Source organism: Demequina subtropica (assembly GCF_000971235.1).
GTDB lineage: Bacteria > Actinomycetota > Actinomycetes > Actinomycetales > Demequinaceae > Demequina > Demequina subtropica.
In genome coordinates, this window is sequence record NZ_BBMB01000010.1 from 24,418 (window position 1) to 42,536 (window position 18,119).

An 18,119-nucleotide genomic window follows, 5' to 3' on the forward strand; every position below is an offset into this window, starting at 1 on the left:
GGGGGCCATACGCTGCCGTGACCTTGGGCCTGGCCCCGTGGACTAGCCTGGTGCCACCATCCCCGAAGGTGTGAGGACTGACGCATGGCGAAGATCAAGGTCGAGGGCAAGGTCGTCGAGCTCGACGGCGACGAGATGACGCGGATCATCTGGCAGTTCATCAAGGACCGCCTCATCCACCCGTACCTCGATGTGGACCTCGAGTACTACGACCTGGGGATCGAGTCGCGCGACGCGACCGACGACCAGATCACGATCGACGCCGCCAACGCCATCAAGAAGCACGGCGTGGGCGTCAAGTGCGCCACGATCACGCCGGACGAGGCGCGTGTCGAGGAGTTCGGCCTCAAGCGCATGTACGTGTCGCCGAACGGCACCATCCGCAACATCCTCGGCGGCGTCGTGTTCCGCGAGCCGATCATCATCTCCAACGTCCCGCGCCTGGTGCCGGGCTGGACCAAGCCGATCGTCATCGGCCGTCACGCGCACGGCGACCAGTACAAGGCCACCAACTTCAAGGTGCCCGGCGCCGGCAAGCTGACTGTGACCTTCACGCCCGAGGACGGCTCCGAGCCCATCGAGCACGTGGTCGCGAACTACGGCGCCGACGGCGGCGTCGCGATGGGCATGTACAACTTCAACAAGTCCATCGAGGACTTCGCGCGCGCCTCTTTCGCCTACGGCCTGCAGCGCGGCTACCCGGTGTATCTGTCCACCAAGAACACGATCCTCAAGGCCTACGACGGCCAGTTCAAGGACATCTTCGCGGACGTGTTCGAGAAGGAGTACAAGGCGCAGTTCGACGCAGCCGGCATCACCTACGAGCACCGCCTGATCGACGACATGGTCGCCGCGGCGATGAAGTGGGAGGGCGGCTACGTCTGGGCCTGCAAGAACTACGACGGCGACGTCCAGTCCGACACGGTCGCGCAGGGCTTCGGCTCGCTGGGTCTCATGACCTCGGTGCTCATGACCCCGGACGGCAAGACCGTCGAGGCGGAGGCCGCGCACGGCACCGTGACCCGCCACTTCCGTCAGCACCAGGCAGGCAAGCCCACGTCGACCAACCCGATCGCGTCGATCTTCGCGTGGACGGGCGGCCTCAAGCACCGCGGCAAGCTCGACGGCACGCCCGACGTCACGGGCTTCGCCGAGACCCTCGAGGACGTCATCATCAAGTCCGTCGAGGGCGGCGCGATGACCAAGGACCTCGCGCTGCTGGTCGGGCCCGACCAGGAGTGGCAGACCACCGAGGAGTTCCTCGCGACCCTCGACGCCAACCTCTCGGCGCGCCTGGGCTGACCCGGCGCCTCGTCCCCACCCACCTGTCAGAAGGAGTCACAGCGCTGTGAGCACCACCCCCGTCAACGTCACCGTCACCGGAGCGGCAGGCCAGATCGGCTACGCGCTCCTGTTCCGCATCGCCTCGGGCGCGATGCTCGGCCCGGACACCCCGGTCCGCCTGCGCCTGCTCGAGATCCCGCAGGCGGTCAAGGCCGCCGAGGGCACCGCGATGGAGCTCGACGACTGCGCCTTCCCGCTGCTCGACGGGATCGACATCCACGACGACGCCACGGCGGCGTTCGACGGCGTCAACGTCGCGCTCCTGGTGGGCGCGCGTCCGCGTGGCCCGGGCATGGAGCGCGGCGACCTGCTCGCGGCGAACGGCGGCATCTTCGGTCCGCAGGGCGCCGCGATCAACGCGGGTGCGGCGGACGACGTCCGCGTGCTCGTGGTGGGCAACCCCGCCAACACCAACGCGCTCATCGCGGCCTCGCACGCGCCCGATGTGCCGGCGGAGCGCTTCACCGCGATGATGCGCCTCGACCACAACCGTGCGCTCGCGCAGCTCGCTGCTCGTGCCGAGGTGGGGGTCTCCGAGGTCTCGAACGTCACCATCTGGGGCAACCACTCCGCGAAGCAGTACCCGGACATCGCGCACGCCGTCATCGGCGGCCGTCCGGCGCCGTCCGTGATCGCGGACGATGCGTGGGTCACCGACACCTTCATCCCCACCGTCGCCAAGCGCGGCGCGGCGATCATCGACGCGCGCGGTGCGTCCTCTGCGGCCTCCGCTGCGAACGCGGCGATCGACCACGTGCGCGACTGGGTGCTGGGGACCCCCGAGGGCTCCTGGACGTCGGTGGGCCTCGTGTCCGACGGCTCCTACGGCGTGCCCGAGGGCATCATCTCCGGCTTCCCGTGCGTGTCGAAGGACGGCGCGTGGGAGATCGTCCAGGGCCTCGAGATGTCTCCCGCTGCGGAGGCGGGCCTCCAGGTGTCCGTCGACGAGCTGGTCGAGGAGCGCGACGCCGTCACGGAGCTGTCTCTCATCTAGCTGCTGTCTCACAAGGGCCCCGATCCGCTCCGGCGGGTCGGGGCCCTCGTGCTGCGCTCCCGTCCGCCATCGACCGAAGTGGTAGCCCTTGGTCGGTTCTGCAAGATCGCGGCATCGCAGTGGTGCCTCAGTGTCGCGGGCGCTCAGCAGTGAGCGGTGGCCGCCGGGCGGGGGCGCCGGTCCGCGGCGCATCGGCCGCCGACAATGGCCGACCACTGTGTTGCTGAAACCTTCGAGAACCGACCAAGACCTACCACTTCGCTGGGGGTGGGCGGTGTGAACGTCCACATCACGGATCGGTAACGAAGCGGTGAACCCCCCTTGCGCGTTTGATTGTTAGTAACCTTTACTAACGAACATGAGCCCCCAGGGAGCAGACCTCGCGACGCAGCGAGGCACGGCGCGCCAGCAGCGTTTCGCCTCGGTGGTGCGCGCCGGCAGCCGCGTCACGCCGGAGCGGGCCCGCAGCCACAACCGCGTGCTCGTCCTGCAGGAGCTCTACCGCTCCGAGGGCCTGTCCCGCGCGGACCTCGCCCGTGCCGTGGGCCTCACGCGCGTCACCATCTCCGACCTGGTCGCGGACCTCATCGAGGACGGACTAGTGATCGAGCTCGGCCTGCGCTCCGACGCCCGCCCCGGCAAGCCCGCGACGCTGCTCGACATCAACCGCAAGGGCTTCGCGGTGATCGCGCTCGACCTGTCGTACGACAACCTCTTCCGGGGAGTGGTCACCGACCTCGACGGCACGGTGCTCCACCGCGAGCACGCCGACGTGACCGGCATCACCGGCACCGACGCGGTCGACGCGGTCGCGGCGCTGCTCGACCGCCTGGTCGCCGCCGCCAAGGCGCCGGTGCTGGGCGTCGGCGTCGGCAGCCCCGGCATCGTGGACGATGCGGGCACGGTACTGTCCGCCCCGAACCTGGGCTGGGCGGACGTCCCGCTGCAGGCGGCGCTCGCGGAGCGCAGCGAGCTCCCAGTGCTGGTCGCGAACGACGCCAACGCCGCCGCGCTCGCGGAGCGCACCTTCGGCGGCGCGCACGAGGACGCGATCCTCGTCCGCGTGGGCCGAGGCGTCGGCGCGGGGCTCATCGTGGGCGGCCGGCTGGTGCGCGGCGCGCACTCCGCGGCCGGCGAGCTCGGGCACGTGGTGGTCGGCACCGACGGCGGCGACATCTGCGCCTGCGGCAAGACCGGCTGCCTCGAGACCTGGCTCGCCATCCCCCGCCTCCAGGCCCGCCTCGAGGCGGCCGCCGATGCCGACACCCGCCGCGCGGCGCTCGCCGCGGCAGGCGAGCGCCTCGGCATCTCCCTCGCGCCCGTGGTGGGCGCCCTCAATCTCGGGGAGGTCGTGCTGAGCGGCCCCCTCGATCTTCTCGACGGCTCGCTCCTCGAGTCCGCCGCCGAGACGATCCGCTCCCGCACGATGGCCGACTCCCACGGCGGTCCTGCGGTACGGATGACCACGCTCGGGCGCGACATCGTCGTGCTCGGGGCCGCGGTCATGGTCCTCACCGGCCAGCTGGGGGTCTTCTGACCCTCGTCCCCACTCCCCGAGCCCTGCGGGCCCGGGAAACCCTACGAAGGAACTGGAACTGGAATGAAGAAGACGATGCTGGGGGTGACCGCGTTCGCGGCCGCCGGCGCCATCGCCCTGGCGGGTTGCTCGTCGACCGGCGAGGGCTCGACCGACACCACGCCGACCGCGGCGGGCAGCGAGCCTGCTGCCGCGCCCGCCGAGGACATCTCGCTGTGGCTGGCCGGAACGGACACGCCTGAGGCTCTCATCGAGTACCTGAAGACCGAGTACACCGAGGTCAACGGCGGCTCGCTCACCGTCGAGCAGATCGGCTGGGGCGACCTCATCTCGTCGCTCACCACCGCGCTGCCGGACTCCGAGAACACCCCGGACGTGGTCGAGGTGGGCAACACGCAGGCCGCCACCTTCACCACCGTGGGCGCGTTCATGGACCTCACCGAGCACTACGAGGAGCTGGGCGGCGACTCGCTGCTCCAGGGCTTCGTCGAGGCCGGCTCGATCGGCGACTCGGTCTACGCGCTCCCGTACTACTTCGGCTCGCGTGCGGTGTTCTACCGCAAGGACATCTACGACGCCGCCGGCGTCGCGGTGCCCACCACGCTCGCCGAGTACACCGAGGCGAACAAGACGATGCTCGACGAGGGCGTCGGCGGTGCCTACCTGGCCGGTCGCGACTGGCGCTCCGGCATCTCGTGGATCTTCGCCAACGGCGGCGACATCGCCGAGTACGACGGCTCCGAGTGGCACGCCACGCTCGACTCGCCCGAGGCGATCGCGGGCATGGAGCAGTGGCAGGAGCTCTTCACCACGGCGAACGTCGCGAAGGCGACGGACGACGACACGACCACCTACTCGGCGATCAACGACGAGTTCCTCCCCGGGACCCCCGCATCGTCCACGATGGCGCCGTCCTGGGCCACCTGGACGCTCGGCGACTTCGACGAGGAGACCGAGGCGTACGTGTGGAACCCGGAGACCTTCGGCGTCTACGCCCTCCCGGGCGTCGACGGCGGCGTGGCCCCCGTGTTCGCGGGCGGCTCGAACATCGGCATCTCGGCCGCGACCCAGCACCCTGACGGCGCGATGACCCTCATGGAGATCATCTTCGCCGACGAGTACCAGCAGATGCTGGCCGAGAACGGCATGGGCCCGGCGAACCTCGACTTCGCCGACGCCTACATCGGCGCCGGATCGTTCGAGGGCGTCAACGAGATCGCCTACGAGGCAGCCGCGAACGCGAAGCTCACCCCGGCCGCGGCCGGCTGGGCCAGCATCGAAGAGGCCGGGATCATGGAGGACTACTTCCAGGCGGTCGCCGAGGGCGGCGACGTCGCCTCGCTCGCGGTCGAGGCGAACGCCAAGATCGACCAGCTCATCAACGGCTAGCAACCATCCGAGCGGCCTCGCCGCTCACGCAGGGGCCCGGGTGCGCACCCGCACCCGGGCCCCTGCCATGGCTGGACCCCATCTCAGCACCATCGAGAGGCACATCATGACCACCACCATGACGGCGCCGGCGAGCAGCCCGGCCCGCGTGGAGCAGCCCCCGCGGCGACGGCGCCGCGGCCACAAGCTGCCGTACATCCTGCTCATCCCCGCGATCGCGACCCTGCTGATAGGCCTCGGCTACCCCGTGACGTGGCAGATCCTCAACTCCTTCAAGGAGTACGGGCTCAAGCAGCAGTTCGGTCAGCCTGCCGAGTTCGTCGGCTTCGACAACTACGTCGCGCTGTTCACGGACGCCGTGTTCTGGCAGATCGCGCTGCGCTCCGTGGTCTTCATGGCCGCCACCGCCGCGGTCACCATGGTGATCGGCATCGCCTTCGCGCTGCTCATGAAGGTCATCCCGACGTGGTCGCGCATCACCCTCCAGGTCGCGATGCTGCTGGCCTGGGCCATGCCCATCGTCGCGCAGATGACCGTCGCCAACTGGCTCATCGACGATCGCAACGGCGTGCTCAACTACGTCCTGTCGCTCATCCCGGGTGTCGACTACATCGGCCACGACTGGCTGCGCGACCCCCTCAGCTTCTTCGGCGTCGCGCTCGTCATCATCACGTGGGCCTCGGTGCCGTTCGTCGCGTTCTCCGTCTACGCGGGCCTCACCCAGGTCTCCGAGGAGGTCCTCGAGGCCGGTCAGCTCGACGGCGCGAGCCCGTTCCAGATGCTGCGGCTCATCATCATGCCGATCATCCGCCCCGTGCTGGTGATCCTCATCCTGCTCCAGCTCATCTGGGACCTCCGGGTGTTCGCGCAGATCCAGCTGCTGCAGGACTTCGGCGCCGCGGGCGAGCGGTACGACCTGCTCGGCACGTACATCTACGGCCTCGGCATCGGCCAGGGCCAGTTCGGGGCGGCCGCGGCCGCCGCCATGGTGGTCATGATCCTCACGCTCACGGTGAGCTGGGGCTACGTCCGCCGCCTGCTCAAGGAGGATGAGGAGTCGTGAAGCGCACGGTCTTCCGCGGCGCCGGTGCGGCGCTGGCCCTGGTGCTCGCCCTCGTCTGGGCGTTCCCCGTCTACTGGATGGTCAACTCGTCGTTCCTGTCCCCCGCGACCATCTCGAAGCTCGAGCCCACGTGGGTGCCCTTCGGCGGCAACCTCTCGAACTACCGCGCCGTGCTCGCCGACAACGCATTCACCTCCGCGCTCGGCATGTCGCTCGTCGTGACCACGATCTGCCTGGTGCTGTGCCTGGTCTACGCGCTGCTGGCCTCGTTCGCGATCGGCCGCTTCCGGTTCAAGGGCCGCAAGAGCTTCGTGCTCGCGATCATCGTGGTGCAGATGCTGCCCGCCGAGGCGATGTTCATCGCGCAGTACAAGATGCTCGCCGGCGCGAACCTGCTCAACTCCGTCATCGGCGTCTCGGTGATCTACCTCGCGATGGTGGTGCCGTTCACCACGTGGATGCTGCGCGGCTTCGTCGCAGGCATCCCCGTGGACCTCGAGGAGGCGGCGATGATCGACGGCTGCACCCGCATGGGCGCCTTCCGTCGCGTCACCTTCCCGCTGCTCGCCCCGGGGCTCGTCGCTTCTGGCGTGTTCGCCTTCCTCCAGGTGTGGAACGAGTTCGCGCTCGCGTCGATCATCCTCACCGAGAGCCAGAAGGCCACGCTGCCGCTGTGGCTGCGCGACTTCGCGCAGTCGTCGAACCTGGGCGTCACCGAGTGGGGCGAGGTCATGGCCGGCTCGGTGCTGGTCGCCATCCCCGTGATCGTGTTCTTCATGATCGTCCAGGGCCGCATGGCGCAGGGCCTCGTCGGCGGGGCGGTCAAGGGATGACCGCCGCCAACCCGCTGGCCGTGCTCATGCCCGGCTTCGTCGGGCACACCCTCCCGGGCTGGCTCGAGCAGCGGCTGAAGGACGGGCTGGGCGGCGTGTGCCTCTTCGGCGCGAACGTCGAGTCGCCCGCCCAGCTGCGCGCCCTCACCGACGCCATCCACGCGGCCAACCCGCACGCGATCGTCGCGATCGACGAGGAGGGCGGCGACGTCTCGCGCCTCTACCAGGCCATCGGCTCGCCGTTCCCCGGCAACGCCGTCCTGGGACGGCTGGACGATGCGGCGGCCACCCAGGCCGTCGCGGCACGGGTGGGCGCGGAGCTCGCCGCGGTGGGCGTGGACCTCACGCTTGCCCCCGACGTGGACGTCAACGCCAACCCGCGCAACCCGGTCATCGGCGTGCGCAGCTTCGGCGCCGACCCGGCGCTCGTGGCCCGCCACACCGAGGCATGGGTGCGTGGCGTGCAGTCCACCGGCGTCTCGGCGTGCGCCAAGCACTTCCCGGGCCACGGGGACACGGCGCAGGACTCGCACCACGCGCTGCCGGTGGTCGACGCCGCCGCGCAGGTGCTGCACGAGCGCGACCTCCCGCCCTTCGTCGCCGCGATCGATGCCGGGACGGCGACCGTGATGACGTCGCACCTCATGGTGCCGGCGCTCGACTCGGAGCTCCCCGCGACCTTCTCGCGGCCCATCCTTCAGGGCCTGCTGCGGGCGGGGCTCGGCTTCGAGGGCGTGGTGGTGACCGACGCGCTCGACATGCAGGGAGCCTCGGCGGGCCGGGGGATCCCGGCGGCCGCGGTGCTCGCGCTCGCGGGCGGGTCCGACCTGCTGTGCCTGGGCTCGGTCAACCCCGACGAGGAGATCGGCGAGATCGCCGCCGCCATCGCGGCAGCGGTCGCATCCGGCGCGCTCGATGCCGATCGCTTGGCCGACGCCGCGGCACGATGCGCCGCGCTGGGCTCGGCGCATGCCGAGCGACGGGCCGGGTCCGGGGAGCAGGAAGGCCCCGAGATCGTCGATGCCGCCATGGTGCGGCGCACCTTCGACGTGTCGCGCGAGGCACGCGACCTGCTCGCGGCGGACCGCCCGCGCGTGTGGCTGCGGCTCGACCCGGCCGCGAACATGGCGGTCGGGAACGCGCCCTGGGGTCCGTTCGCCGCCGGCGCGGAAGCGGCCGCGAGCCTCGGCGCCGACGGCGACCCCGCATCGTTCGCCGCGGCCGCCGCCGACGGCGCGCTCGCGATCGTGGTGGGCAAGGACAACCACCGGCACCCGTGGGCGCTCGCCGCGATCGACGCGGTGCGCGAGCGGGGCGACGCGGTGGTGGTGGACATGGGCTGGCCGGGCGACCGAGCCGCCGACGTCGCGACCTACGGAGCGTCTCGCCTCGTGGGCGAGGCGCTCATCGAGCTGATCGGACAGTGAGCATGCATCTGGGAATCGACATCGGCGGCACCAAGACCGATGCCGTGGTCGTGGACACGGCCGGCGCCGTCCTGGCTCGCGACCGCCGCCCCTCGGGACGGGGGGCCGATGCGGTGGTCGCGGCGGCGCTCGAGAGCGCCCGGGCCGCGTGCGCCGACGCGGGCGTGACGCCCGGCGAGGTGACCGTGGGGATCGGGACGCCGGGGACCGTGGTCGACGGCATCGTCTCCCACGCGGTGAACCTGCGCGTGGACCGGCTCGACCTCGCGGGGGAGTTCTCCGCGGGATGGGGCGCCCGGCCTGTCGTGGACAACGACGTGAACGTCGCGGCGCTCGGCGCGTGGATCCTCGCGGGCGACGGCGCGGACCGTTCGATGGCCTACCTCAACCTCGGCACCGGCCTCGCCGCGGGGTTGGTGCTGGGCGGCCGTGTGTGGCGGGGCAAGCGGGGGGCCGCCGGGGAGATCGGGCACATCTCGGTCGATCCGGCCGGTCCCGTGGGCGCGGACGGGCTGCCGGGCGGGCTCGAGACCTACGCCTCTGGCTCGGGGCTCGCGCTGCAGTGGGCCGTGGACGGTGCGACCGGGCGTGACGTGGTCGAGGCGGCCGCCGCGGGCGACGCGCGGGCACGCGAGATCTGCGAGCGCGCGTACTACGGCCTCGCGTCGTGCGTGAGGGTGCTGGTGCTCACGCTCGACGTGGACGAGGTGGTGGTCGGCGGGGGCATGACGGCCTGGGGTGCCGAGCTCATGGACGGCGCGACGCGCATCCTGGACGCGTGGGCGGGTGCGAGCCCGTTCCTCGCCTCGCTCGAGCTCGCGGCGCGCATGCGACCGCTCGACATCGACGTACCCGTGGCGGCCGTGGGTGCCGCGATGCTGGGAGGCGGACGTGGCTGAGGTGATCGTGCTGGAGACGGCGGAGGACGCGGGGGCGTTCGTCGCGGCGCACATCGCGGCCGCCGTCCGGACCGACCCCGAGTTCACGCTCGGAGTGGCGACGGGCTCGACCCCGCTGCCGGTCTACGAGGCGCTCCGCGCCGAGGCAGAGGCAGGGACCGACTTCACGCGGATGGCGGCCTTCGCCCTCGATGAGTACGTGGGCCTGCCGGCCGGGCATCCCGAGAGCTACCGCTCCGTGGTTGACCGCGAGGTCACGGTCCCGCTGGGTCTCGATCCTGGACGGGTGCACGTGCCGGACGGCTCGCTCGACGGCATCGCGACCGCGGGCGAGCGCTACGAGGAGGCGCTGCGCGCTCACGGGGGAGTGGACCTCCAGCTGCTGGGGATCGGCCGCACCGGGCACCTCGGCTTCAACGAGCCCGGGTCGAGCTTCGGGTCGCTGACCCGCGTGAAGACGCTGACGGAGAGGACGCGCGAGGACAACGCGCGCTTCTTCGACTCGCTCGACCAGGTCCCCGTGCACTGCGTGACGCAGGGGCTCGGCACCATCCTCCGGGCGCGGCATCTGGTGCTGCTCGCCTTCGGGGAGTCGAAGGCGGAGGCGCTCGCGGCGGCGGTCGAGGGGCCGGTGTCCGCGTCGATGCCGGGGTCCGCGATCCAGCTGCACCCGCGCGTGACCGTGGTGGTCGACCCCGGCGCTGCCTCGCAGCTGCAGTTCGCCGACTACTACCGTTGGGCCCAGGACAACAAGCCCGAGTGGCAGGGGATCTGAGCATGGCGTGGACCGACATCCACTGCCACGGCGGTGGCGGCCACGCCTTCGGCGGGACCGTCGAGGGCACGCTCGCGGCGCTCGCCGCGCATCGTTCTCACGGGACCGGCCGGGTGGTCGCCTCGCTGGTCTCGGCGCCGCTCGCGGAGACGGCACGCGCCGCCGCCGTGATCCGCGAGGCGATGGCGGCCGATGCCGGCCTGCTGGGCATCCACCTCGAGGGGCCGTTCCTGGCGCCCTCCCGCAAGGGTGCGCATGACCCCTCGGCCCTGGCGCTGCCCACGCGGGAGGCGGTCATGGGCCTTCTCGAGGCCTGCGACGGGACGCTGCGTCAGATCACGATGGCGCCCGAGCTGCCCGGCGCGATCGAGGCGATCGGGATCCTGGTCGACCACGGCGTGGTCGTCGCGGTGGGGCACACGGAGTGCGGCGCCGGTGAGGCGCGCGCGGCCTTCGACGCGGGAGCGACGCTCATCACGCACGGCTTCAACGCGATGGCGCCCATCACCGGGCGCGACCCGGGTCCGCTGGGCGCAGCCCTCGACGACCCCCGGGTCGCGATCGAGGTGATCGCCGACGGCATCCACGTCGCGCCGTCCAACATCGCGACGCTGTTCCGTGCGGCGCCGGGGCGCATCGTGCTGGTGACGGACGCGATGGCGGCCGCCGCATCGTCCCCCGGTCGCTACTCCCTCGGCGGCCTGGACGTGGACGTGACGGTCGACGGCCGCGCGGTGCTCGCGGGCACGCAGACGTTGGCGGGGTCCACGCTGACCCTGGACCGCGCCGTCGACGTCTGCATCGCCGCGGGCGTGCCGCGCGACGAGGCGGAGGCGGCGGTCACCACCACCCCGGAATGGGTGCTCGACCTCTAACCCCCACCGACAGCCACAACGGAGCTGGTCCCGGTGTGCCGGCGTGTCGCGGCCCGTGACCGGTCACGATGCGGCGTGTCGCGGCGAGATCCGTTGCGACTGTCAGAGTGGGGGCTACTTGAAGACGATGGTGCGGTGGCCGTCCAGCAGGATGCGGTGCTCCGCGTGCCACCTCACGGCCCTCGCGAGGGCGCGCCGTTCCACGTCGGCGCCGATCGCGGTGAGCGACTCGGGCGTGTAGGTGTGGTCCACGCGCTCGACGTCCTGCTCGATGATCGGGCCCTCGTCGAGGTCGGACGTGACGTAGTGCGCGGTCGCGCCGATGAGCTTGACGCCGCGGTCGTGCGCCTGGAAGTACGGCCGCGCGCCCTTGAACGAGGGCAGGAACGAGTGGTGGATGTTGATGATCCGCCCGCGCAGCGCGTCCGAGAGCTCGGGGGACAGGATCTGCATGTAGCGCGCGAGCACGACCAGCTCGGCGTCCAGCTCCTCGACCAGGGCCAGCAGCGCGGCCTCCGCCTCGGCCTTCGTGTCCGCCGTGACGGGGATGTGGTGGAACGGCTTGCCGTAGAACTCGGCCAGATCCTTGAGCGTGGTGTGGTTGCCCACCACGCCGACGATGTCGACCGGCAGCGTCTTCGCGCGCTCGCGGAAGAGCAGGTCGTTCACGCAGTGCGCGGTCTTCGACACCATGACGATGGTGCGCATGCGGCGGCCCGCGACGTCGAGGTCCCACGTCATCTCGAACCGCGCGGCGATCCCGTCGACGGCCGCCTCGAGCTCCGCGAGCGGCGCGGCGGACGCGAACTCCACGCGCATGAAGAACAGGCCCGTGTCCGGGTCGCCGAACTGCTGCGACTCGGTGATGTTGCCGTCGTGCTCCGCGAGCACGCCCGAGACGGCATGCACGATGCCGGGGCGGTCGGGGCAGGACAGGCTGAGGACCCAGGACGATGCGTCGGTCATGACGCACAAGATTAGCGGGAACGACGCGCCGCGCCACGGGCGCGCGCATACCCGCTGGGGGTTCCGTCATGCCAGGATGGATCCATGAGCGAGGGCGATCAGATCCGCATCGATGTCGTCGGCACCCCGGACGCCGGCGAGCTCCTCACCCTGAGGCGCGCGGCTTTCGTGTCCGAGGCACAGATCTTCAACGACCCCAACATCCCGGCGCTGACCCAGACGCTCGAGGAGCTGGTGGTCGACCTTCAGTCCGAGGACGTGGTGACGCTCGGCGCCTGGCAGGGGCACCGCCTCATCGGGTCGATCCGTGTGGGCATCGAGGACGACAAGGCGACCATCGGCCGCCTCGCGGTCGCCCCCGACCAGCAGGGCCAGGGCATCGGCACCCAGCTGCTGTTCGCGGTGCTCGCGTACCTGCCGGAGGACACGCGCGAGGTCTGGGTCTTCACGGGCCAGAACTCGAAGCACAACATCGCGCTGTACAACAAGGCCGGGTACGAGCACCAGTTCGACCAGGTCGCGGGCGACCTCACCTACGCGTACCTGCGCAAGGTGCTCGAGGCCGGCGCGATCGTCGACGACGAGGACGACGTCGAGGACGTCGCGGTGCGCGGGGAGAACTAGCGCCGCCTGCCATCCACGGCGTCCGGGGAGGGACGATGTCCTGGTACGAGTCCACCATCGTCGAACCGGGGCGTGCTCCGACCCTGTGGCTGCTCGTCGGCTTCCTGGTGACATTCGCGCTCACGCGGTGGGTGACGCGGCGCATCCGAGCGCGCGAGCTGGCCGTCGCGCGCGGCGAGGCGGCGCCGGCCGAGGGCGGCGTCGTCTCGAACATCCACCTGGGCGGCGTGCACGTGCACCACCAGGTGTGGGGCATCCTGCTCGTGATGGTGACGGGCGTGCTCGAGTTCCGGTTCAGCCCCGCGTCCCCGTGGGTCGAGATCCTCGCCGCGCTCTTCGGCGCCGGCGCCGCGCTCGCGCTCGACGAGTTCGCGCTGTGGCTCCACCTCGACGACGTCTACTGGTCCGCGGAAGGCCGCAAGTCGATCGACGCGATCCTGGTGGCGGCGGTCATCGCGCTCGGCCTGCTGCTCGGCTCCTCGCCGGTGGGCATCGACCCCTCCGAGCAGAGCTCCGGCTGGGCCTTCGCGCTCGCGCTCGCGATCCACTTCACCCTGGTCATCATCACGGCGCTCAAGGGCAAGCGCGTGACAGCGCTCATCGGCGTGGTGCTGCCGGTCGTGTCCGAGGTCGCCGCGATCCGGCTCGCGAAGCCCACCTCGTTCTGGGCGAGGCGCTTCTACAAGGAGAAGAAGATGGCCCGGGCGCGGCGCCGCTACTCCGAGGTCTACCAGCGCCGGTGGGACCGCATCCGCGACCGCATCGGCGGCGCTCACGGGACCCGGCTCACGGCCGCCGTCGAGCGGCGGGTGAGCGACAGCATCGTCCGGGCGACGGAGGACGATGCGCCCGTGGCCGGCGCCGATCGCGGGCCTGCCGCGCGCGATGCGGGATAGGCCCTGGCGCATCGCGCGTCCGTTGCTAGACTCGGGCCTGCCGCAACTGGCGCAGTGGGCTCACCCACGGGGAGCGGCAAGGAGATCTCTCGACTGCTGGTCGCACGCCTGGGCCACTGGTCACCGGAAGCTACTTGCCGGCGACCTCGCCGGCGGACAGGACAAGGACAGTCATGACGACCGACTCCAGCGCCACCGCAGCGGTGATGAACGCCACGCTGCAGGACTTCGACCCCGAGATCGCGCAGGTGCTCGACCGCGAGCTCGACCGCCAGCGCAACTACCTCGAGATGATCGCGTCCGAGAACTTCGTGCCGCGCTCCGTGCTGCAGGCCCAGGGCTCCGTGCTCACGAACAAGTACGCCGAGGGCTACCCCGGCCGCCGCTACTACGGCGGCTGCGAGGAGGTCGACGTCGCGGAGACCATCGCGATCGAGCGCGCCAAGTCGCTGTTCGGTGCCGAGTACGCGAACGTGCAGCCGCACTCGGGCGCGACCGCCAACGCGGCCGTGCTGCACGCCCTCATCAACGCCGGCGACAAGATCATGGGCCTCTCGCTCGCGCACGGCGGCCACCTCACGCACGGCATGAAGCTCAACTTCTCCGGCAAGCTCTACGACGTCGCGGCGTACGGCCTCGACGAGCAGACGCACCGGATCGAGATGGAGCAGGTGCGCGAGCAGGCGCTCGCCGAGCGTCCCGACGTCATCATCGCCGGCTGGTCTGCATATCCGCGCCACCTCGACTTCGCGGCCTTCCGCTCGATCGCCGATGAGGTCGGCGCAAAGCTCTGGACCGACATGGCCCACTTCGCCGGCCTGGTGGCCGCGGGCCTGCACCCGTCGCCCGTGCCGCACTCGGACGTGGTCTCGACCACCATCCACAAGACCATCGGCGGCCCCCGCTCGGGCATGATCGTGTCGCGCGACACCGTGCTCGCGAAGAAGCTCAACTCGGCGGTGTTCCCGGGCCAGCAGGGCGGCCCGCTCATGCACGTCATCGCAGCCAAGGCGGTCGCGCTCAAGGCCGCCGCCGGCGAGGAGTTCAAGGAGCGCCAGGAGCGCGTCCTCGAGGGCGCCCGCATCATCGCCGAGCGCCTCACGTCGCCCGACGCGATCGCGGCCGGCGTCAACGTCGTCACCGGCGGCACCGACGTGCACCTGGTGCTCGCGGACCTCCGCAACTCGCCGCTCGACGGCCAGCAGGCCGAGGACCTCCTCCACGAGGTCGGCATCACGGTCAACCGCAACGCGGTCCCGTTCGACCCCCGCCCGCCGATGGTCACCTCGGGCGTGCGCATCGGCACCGCGGCGCTCGCGTCGCGCGGCTTCGGCGCCGAGGAGTTCACCGAGGTCGCCGACGTCATCGCCACGGCGTTCAAGGGCGGCGCCGACATCCCGGCGCTCCGTGCGCGCGTCGCGAAGCTGGCCGACGAGTTCCCGCTGTACGAGGGCCTCGCCCAGTGACGGCTCCCGCCGCCTCCGGGCCGCAGGTACTCGACGGCAAGGCCACCGCGGCCGCCATCAAGGGCGAGCTGAAGGACCGGGTCGACGCGCTGCGCTCGCGCGGCGTGACGCCCGGCCTCGGCACGCTCCTGGTCGGCTCGGACCCCGGTTCGACCTGGTACGTCAACGGCAAGCACGCGGACTGCGCCGAGGTGGGCATCGCCTCCATCCGTGAGGACCTGCCCGAGACCGCGACGCAGGAGGAGATCGAGGCCGCCGTGGCGCGTCTCAACGCCGACCCCGCGTGCACCGGCTTCATCGTGCAGCTCCCGCTCCCGAAGGGCATCGACACCAACCGCGTGCTCGAGCTCGTCGACCCCGACAAGGATGCGGACGGCCTGCACCCGACCAACCTGGGCCGCCTGGTGCTGCGCATCTCGGAGCCGGTGGAGTCGAGCCTGCCGTGCACGCCCAAGGGCATCATCGAGCTGCTCTCGCGTCACGGCGTCGACCTCCGCGGCAAGGAGGTCGTGGTCGTGGGCCGCGGCACCACCGTCGGGCGCTCGATCGGGCTGCTGCTCACGCGCAAGGACGTCAACGCGACCGTGACGCTGTGCCACACCGGCACCGCGGACCTCGCCGCCCACACGCGTGGTGCCGATGTGGTGATCGCGGCGGCCGGCGTCCCGGGCATCGTCTCCGGCGACATGGTCAAGGACGGCGTGGTGCTCGTGGATGTGGGCGTCTCGCGCGTCACCGACCCGGAGACCGGGAAGTCGAAGGTCGCCGGCGACATCGCGGCCGATGCGCGGGCCAAGGCGTCCTGGTACTCGCCCAACCCGGGCGGCGTGGGCCCGATGACCCGCGCGATGCTGCTCGCGAACGTGGTCGAGAGCGCGGAGCGCGCGCTCGGCTGACCGCCGCATCGTCCACTGTGCGAGGGCCCGTCCGGATCTCCGGGCGGGCCCTCGGTGTCGGCGGGCGCAGGTACCGTATTCGCCATGAGAATCGCTTCCGTCAACGTCAACGGCGTCCGCGCCGCCGCGAAGAAGGGCATGCACGAGTGGATCGCCGCGTGCGAGCCCGACGTCATGTGCCTCCAGGAGGTCCGCGCGCCGCTCGAGATCACCGCGGGGCTGATCGGCGAGGGCTGGCACGTGGTCGAGCAGGCGTGCGAGATCAAGGGCCGCGCGGGCGTCGCGATCGCCTCGCGCCTGCCGCTCACCGACGTGGTCGCGGGCGTCGACGCGCTCGGAGGCGAGATGGACGAGCCGGTCCACACCGGCCGCTGGATCGAGGCGACCGTCGAGTCGGCGTCCGGGCCCGTGCGCATCGTCTCCGTGTACATGCACTCGGGCACCGCGGGCACCCCCAAGATGGACCAGAAGTACGCGATGCTCGACGCCATGACCGCGCGCCTCGCGGTGCTGCGCGAGGAGCACGACCGCGTGGTGGTGATGGGCGACATCAACATCGCGCACACCGAGAACGACATCAAGAACTGGAAGGGCAACCTCAAGTCCGCGGGCTTCCTGCCCGAGGAGCGCGCCTACCTGGACCGCTGGTTCGACGCCGGCTGGGTGGACGTCCACCGCGCCCTCGAGGGCATCAAGCCCGGCCCGTACACGTGGTGGTCGCAGCGCGGCCAGGCCTTCGACAACGACTCGGGCTGGCGCATCGACTACCAGTACGCGAGCCCGCTGCTCGCCGCGAAGGCGACCGCCGTGCGCGTCGACCGCCAGGCGAGCTGGGACGCGCGCTGGACGGACCACGCGCCGCTGGTGGTCGACTACGCGCTGTAGTCAGACCTCGAGGAAGGTCGGCTGCGGGTAGCCCTGGGACACCAGCACGGCGTCCACCTGGTCGGCGATCTGCGCGATCGCGTTGGTCCTCACCAGCGCGACCACGCAGCCGCCGAACCCCGCGCCCGCCATGCGCGCGCCCAGCGCGCCCGCGGCGAAGGCCGTGTCGACCGCGAGATCCAGCAGCGGCGTGCTGACGCGGTAGTCCGCGGTCAGCGACTGGTGCGAGGCGAGCATGAGCGTGCCGATCTCGGTGAAGCGGTCATGCGCCGGGCCCAGGCCCGACAGCTCGGCGACGGTCGCCTGGACCCGCATGCTCTCGGAGACGATGTGGCGCGCGCGGATCCGCGTCGCGTTGTCCTCGAGCGCGGCGACGCGGGCCAGGGCCTCGTCCCGCTTGAGCTCGCGCAGCGACGGCAGCCCGAGGACGTCGGCGGCCCGGACCGCAGCCCGGCTGCGTCGCGCGTACGCATCGCGCCAGCCGTCGCGCCGCGGGCCCGTGTCGATGAGCAGCAGGCTCAGGCCGTACTCGTGGAAGTACAGCGGGTAGCGCGTGATGTGCGGCGGCATCTCGGAGAAGTCGAGCAGCGCGGCCTCGCCCTCCTCGCAGCGCAGCACCGTGTGCTGGTCCAGGCGCCCGCACGGGAAGCCCACGTACGTGTTCTCGGCCTCCCAGCACGCCTCGGCGAGCTCGACCGCGCCGGCCTCGGTGTCGAGAGCGAGGCCCCAGACCGCATCGGCCGCGCGCCCCACGGCCGCGCTGAGCGCCACCGAGGACCCCAGCCCGGTCCCGAGCGGAAGGCACGAGTCGATCGCGATGTCCATCCCGCCGATCGGGTACCCGCGCTCGGCGAGCGCCCACAGCACGCCAGCGACGCGCGACGGCCATCCCTCGTAGCCGGGCTCGAGCGCGCCGAGAGCGCCCTCCCATCGGGCGCCGGGTCCATCGACCTGCTCGCTGCGCGCGGCGACCACGCGGATCGCCTGGTCGTCGCGGCGCCGGGCGGCGACGAAGGTCCGATGCGGGGTGACGGTCGCGAGCGTGAGGCCGCCGCTGTAGTCCGTGTGGTCGCCCACGATGGTGAGGCGCCCGGGAGCGGAGACGCTCGCCTCGGGCTCGCCCTCGAAGGACTGCGCGAACAGCGCGCGCACGCGGTCGGCGCCCTCGTCGAGGCTCCAGGGCTCGAGCCGGCGAGGCGCGTCGTCGGGGGCGCGTGCGGTCACGGTGCACATCATGCCAGCACGGACAT

The 18,119-nt window shown here is 71.5% G+C and carries 17 protein-coding genes and 1 riboswitch; of the genes, 15 read left to right on the forward strand and 2 right to left on the reverse strand.

Going from position 1 to position 18,119, the window contains the following annotated elements:
- Nucleotides 1-84: 84 nt before the first annotated feature.
- The 10 genes from AOM06_RS09390 (at nt 85) to AOM06_RS09435 (ending at nt 11,136) form a co-directional block, all read left to right on the forward strand.
- Nucleotides 85-1,302, forward strand: a complete 1,218-nt coding sequence (locus AOM06_RS09390; protein WP_062305094.1) for an NADP-dependent isocitrate dehydrogenase — start codon at nt 85-87, stop codon at nt 1,300-1,302.
- 46 nt (nt 1,303-1,348) lie between these two features.
- Nucleotides 1,349-2,338 carry a malate dehydrogenase gene (locus AOM06_RS09395; RefSeq protein ID WP_062305096.1) on the forward strand — a complete coding sequence of 330 codons (990 nt, stop codon included), beginning with the start codon at nt 1,349-1,351 and terminating at the stop codon, nt 2,336-2,338.
- 358 nt (nt 2,339-2,696) lie between these two features.
- Entirely contained in the window at nt 2,697-3,875 is a 1,179-nt protein-coding gene (locus tag AOM06_RS09400) for an ROK family transcriptional regulator (protein ID WP_082105469.1), read from the forward strand.
- Nucleotides 3,876-3,938: 63 nt separating this feature from the next.
- Nucleotides 3,939-5,264: an extracellular solute-binding protein gene (locus AOM06_RS09405; protein ID WP_062305098.1), complete on the forward strand. Its 1,326-nt coding sequence runs from the start codon at nt 3,939-3,941 to the stop codon at nt 5,262-5,264.
- Nucleotides 5,265-5,370: 106 nt separating this feature from the next.
- Nucleotides 5,371-6,327, forward strand: a complete 957-nt coding sequence (locus tag AOM06_RS09410; RefSeq protein WP_062305102.1) for a carbohydrate ABC transporter permease — start codon at nt 5,371-5,373, stop codon at nt 6,325-6,327.
- Nucleotides 6,324-7,160, forward strand: a complete 837-nt coding sequence (locus AOM06_RS09415) for a carbohydrate ABC transporter permease (RefSeq protein ID WP_228372916.1) — start codon at nt 6,324-6,326, stop codon at nt 7,158-7,160. The genes AOM06_RS09410 and AOM06_RS09415 overlap by 4 nt, the downstream gene beginning before the upstream one ends.
- Entirely contained in the window at nt 7,157-8,587 is a 1,431-nt protein-coding gene (locus AOM06_RS09420; RefSeq protein ID WP_062305104.1) for a glycoside hydrolase family 3 N-terminal domain-containing protein, read from the forward strand. Before AOM06_RS09415 ends, AOM06_RS09420 begins: the two co-directional genes overlap by 4 nt.
- Nucleotides 8,588-8,589: 2 nt before the next feature.
- The gene (locus AOM06_RS09425; RefSeq protein ID WP_062305107.1) at nt 8,590-9,486 is read left to right on the forward strand and encodes an ROK family protein; all 897 of its coding nucleotides are present in this window, start codon (nt 8,590-8,592) and stop codon (nt 9,484-9,486) included.
- Nucleotides 9,479-10,261 (forward strand): glucosamine-6-phosphate deaminase, encoded by a 783-nt coding sequence (locus AOM06_RS09430; protein ID WP_062305110.1) that lies wholly within the window; start codon nt 9,479-9,481, stop codon nt 10,259-10,261. Before AOM06_RS09425 ends, AOM06_RS09430 begins: the two co-directional genes overlap by 8 nt.
- A 2-nt stretch (nt 10,262-10,263) precedes the next feature.
- Nucleotides 10,264-11,136, forward strand: coding sequence for an N-acetylglucosamine-6-phosphate deacetylase (locus AOM06_RS09435; protein ID WP_062305113.1), 873 nt, complete (start codon nt 10,264-10,266; stop codon nt 11,134-11,136).
- Between the two features lie 114 nt (nt 11,137-11,250).
- On the opposite strand, the gene purU is transcribed toward AOM06_RS09435, so the two are convergent.
- Nucleotides 11,251-12,102: a formyltetrahydrofolate deformylase gene (gene purU / locus AOM06_RS09440; RefSeq protein WP_062305117.1), complete on the reverse strand. Its 852-nt coding sequence runs from the start codon at nt 12,100-12,102 to the stop codon at nt 11,251-11,253.
- Between the two features lie 84 nt (nt 12,103-12,186).
- Between purU and AOM06_RS09445 the strand changes: the two genes are divergently transcribed.
- From AOM06_RS09445 to AOM06_RS09465, 5 genes are all read left to right on the forward strand, one after another.
- A complete protein-coding gene (locus AOM06_RS09445) occupies nt 12,187-12,726 on the forward strand; it encodes a GNAT family N-acetyltransferase (protein WP_062305120.1) in 540 nt (179 codons plus the stop codon).
- 35 nt (nt 12,727-12,761) lie between these two features.
- The gene (locus AOM06_RS09450) at nt 12,762-13,622 is read left to right on the forward strand and encodes a hypothetical protein (protein ID WP_062305124.1); all 861 of its coding nucleotides are present in this window, start codon (nt 12,762-12,764) and stop codon (nt 13,620-13,622) included.
- Between the two features lie 32 nt (nt 13,623-13,654).
- A riboswitch (ZMP/ZTP riboswitch) is annotated at nt 13,655-13,743 on the forward strand.
- Between the two features lie 52 nt (nt 13,744-13,795).
- A complete protein-coding gene (gene glyA, locus AOM06_RS09455; RefSeq protein ID WP_062305127.1) occupies nt 13,796-15,088 on the forward strand; it encodes a serine hydroxymethyltransferase in 1,293 nt (430 codons plus the stop codon).
- On the forward strand, nt 15,085-15,984 hold the full coding sequence (locus AOM06_RS09460; RefSeq protein ID WP_062305130.1) for a bifunctional methylenetetrahydrofolate dehydrogenase/methenyltetrahydrofolate cyclohydrolase: 900 nt from the start codon (nt 15,085-15,087) through the stop codon (nt 15,982-15,984). Before glyA ends, AOM06_RS09460 begins: the two co-directional genes overlap by 4 nt.
- 84 nt (nt 15,985-16,068) lie before the next feature.
- On the forward strand, nt 16,069-16,869 hold the full coding sequence (locus tag AOM06_RS09465; RefSeq protein ID WP_062305135.1) for an exodeoxyribonuclease III: 801 nt from the start codon (nt 16,069-16,071) through the stop codon (nt 16,867-16,869).
- Here AOM06_RS09465 and AOM06_RS09470 read toward each other — a convergent pair whose 3' ends face one another.
- A complete protein-coding gene (locus tag AOM06_RS09470; RefSeq protein WP_062305139.1) occupies nt 16,870-18,093 on the reverse strand; it encodes a galactokinase in 1,224 nt (407 codons plus the stop codon).
- Between the last annotated feature and the right edge of the window lie 26 nt (nt 18,094-18,119).

What these genes read in the sequence shown, in the direction of transcription:
- AOM06_RS09410 (WP_062305102.1), top strand. Translation starts at nt 5,371, where the DNA reads ATGACCACCACCATGACGGCGCCGGCGAGCAGCCCGGCCCGCGTGGAG.
- AOM06_RS09390 (WP_062305094.1), top strand. Translation starts at nt 85, where the DNA reads ATGGCGAAGATCAAGGTCGAGGGCAAGGTCGTCGAGCTCGACGGCGAC.
- purU (WP_062305117.1), bottom strand. Translation starts at nt 12,102, where the DNA reads ATGACCGACGCATCGTCCTGGGTCCTCAGCCTGTCCTGCCCCGACCGC.
- AOM06_RS09450 (WP_062305124.1), top strand. Translation starts at nt 12,762, where the DNA reads ATGTCCTGGTACGAGTCCACCATCGTCGAACCGGGGCGTGCTCCGACC.
- AOM06_RS09400 (WP_082105469.1), top strand. Translation starts at nt 2,697, where the DNA reads ATGAGCCCCCAGGGAGCAGACCTCGCGACGCAGCGAGGCACGGCGCGC.
- AOM06_RS09425 (WP_062305107.1), top strand. Translation starts at nt 8,590, where the DNA reads ATGCATCTGGGAATCGACATCGGCGGCACCAAGACCGATGCCGTGGTC.
- AOM06_RS09465 (WP_062305135.1), top strand. Translation starts at nt 16,069, where the DNA reads ATGAGAATCGCTTCCGTCAACGTCAACGGCGTCCGCGCCGCCGCGAAG.
- AOM06_RS09435 (WP_062305113.1), top strand. Translation starts at nt 10,264, where the DNA reads ATGGCGTGGACCGACATCCACTGCCACGGCGGTGGCGGCCACGCCTTC.
- AOM06_RS09405 (WP_062305098.1), top strand. Translation starts at nt 3,939, where the DNA reads ATGAAGAAGACGATGCTGGGGGTGACCGCGTTCGCGGCCGCCGGCGCC.
- glyA (WP_062305127.1), top strand. Translation starts at nt 13,796, where the DNA reads ATGACGACCGACTCCAGCGCCACCGCAGCGGTGATGAACGCCACGCTG.
- AOM06_RS09445 (WP_062305120.1), top strand. Translation starts at nt 12,187, where the DNA reads ATGAGCGAGGGCGATCAGATCCGCATCGATGTCGTCGGCACCCCGGAC.
- AOM06_RS09420 (WP_062305104.1), top strand. Translation starts at nt 7,157, where the DNA reads ATGACCGCCGCCAACCCGCTGGCCGTGCTCATGCCCGGCTTCGTCGGG.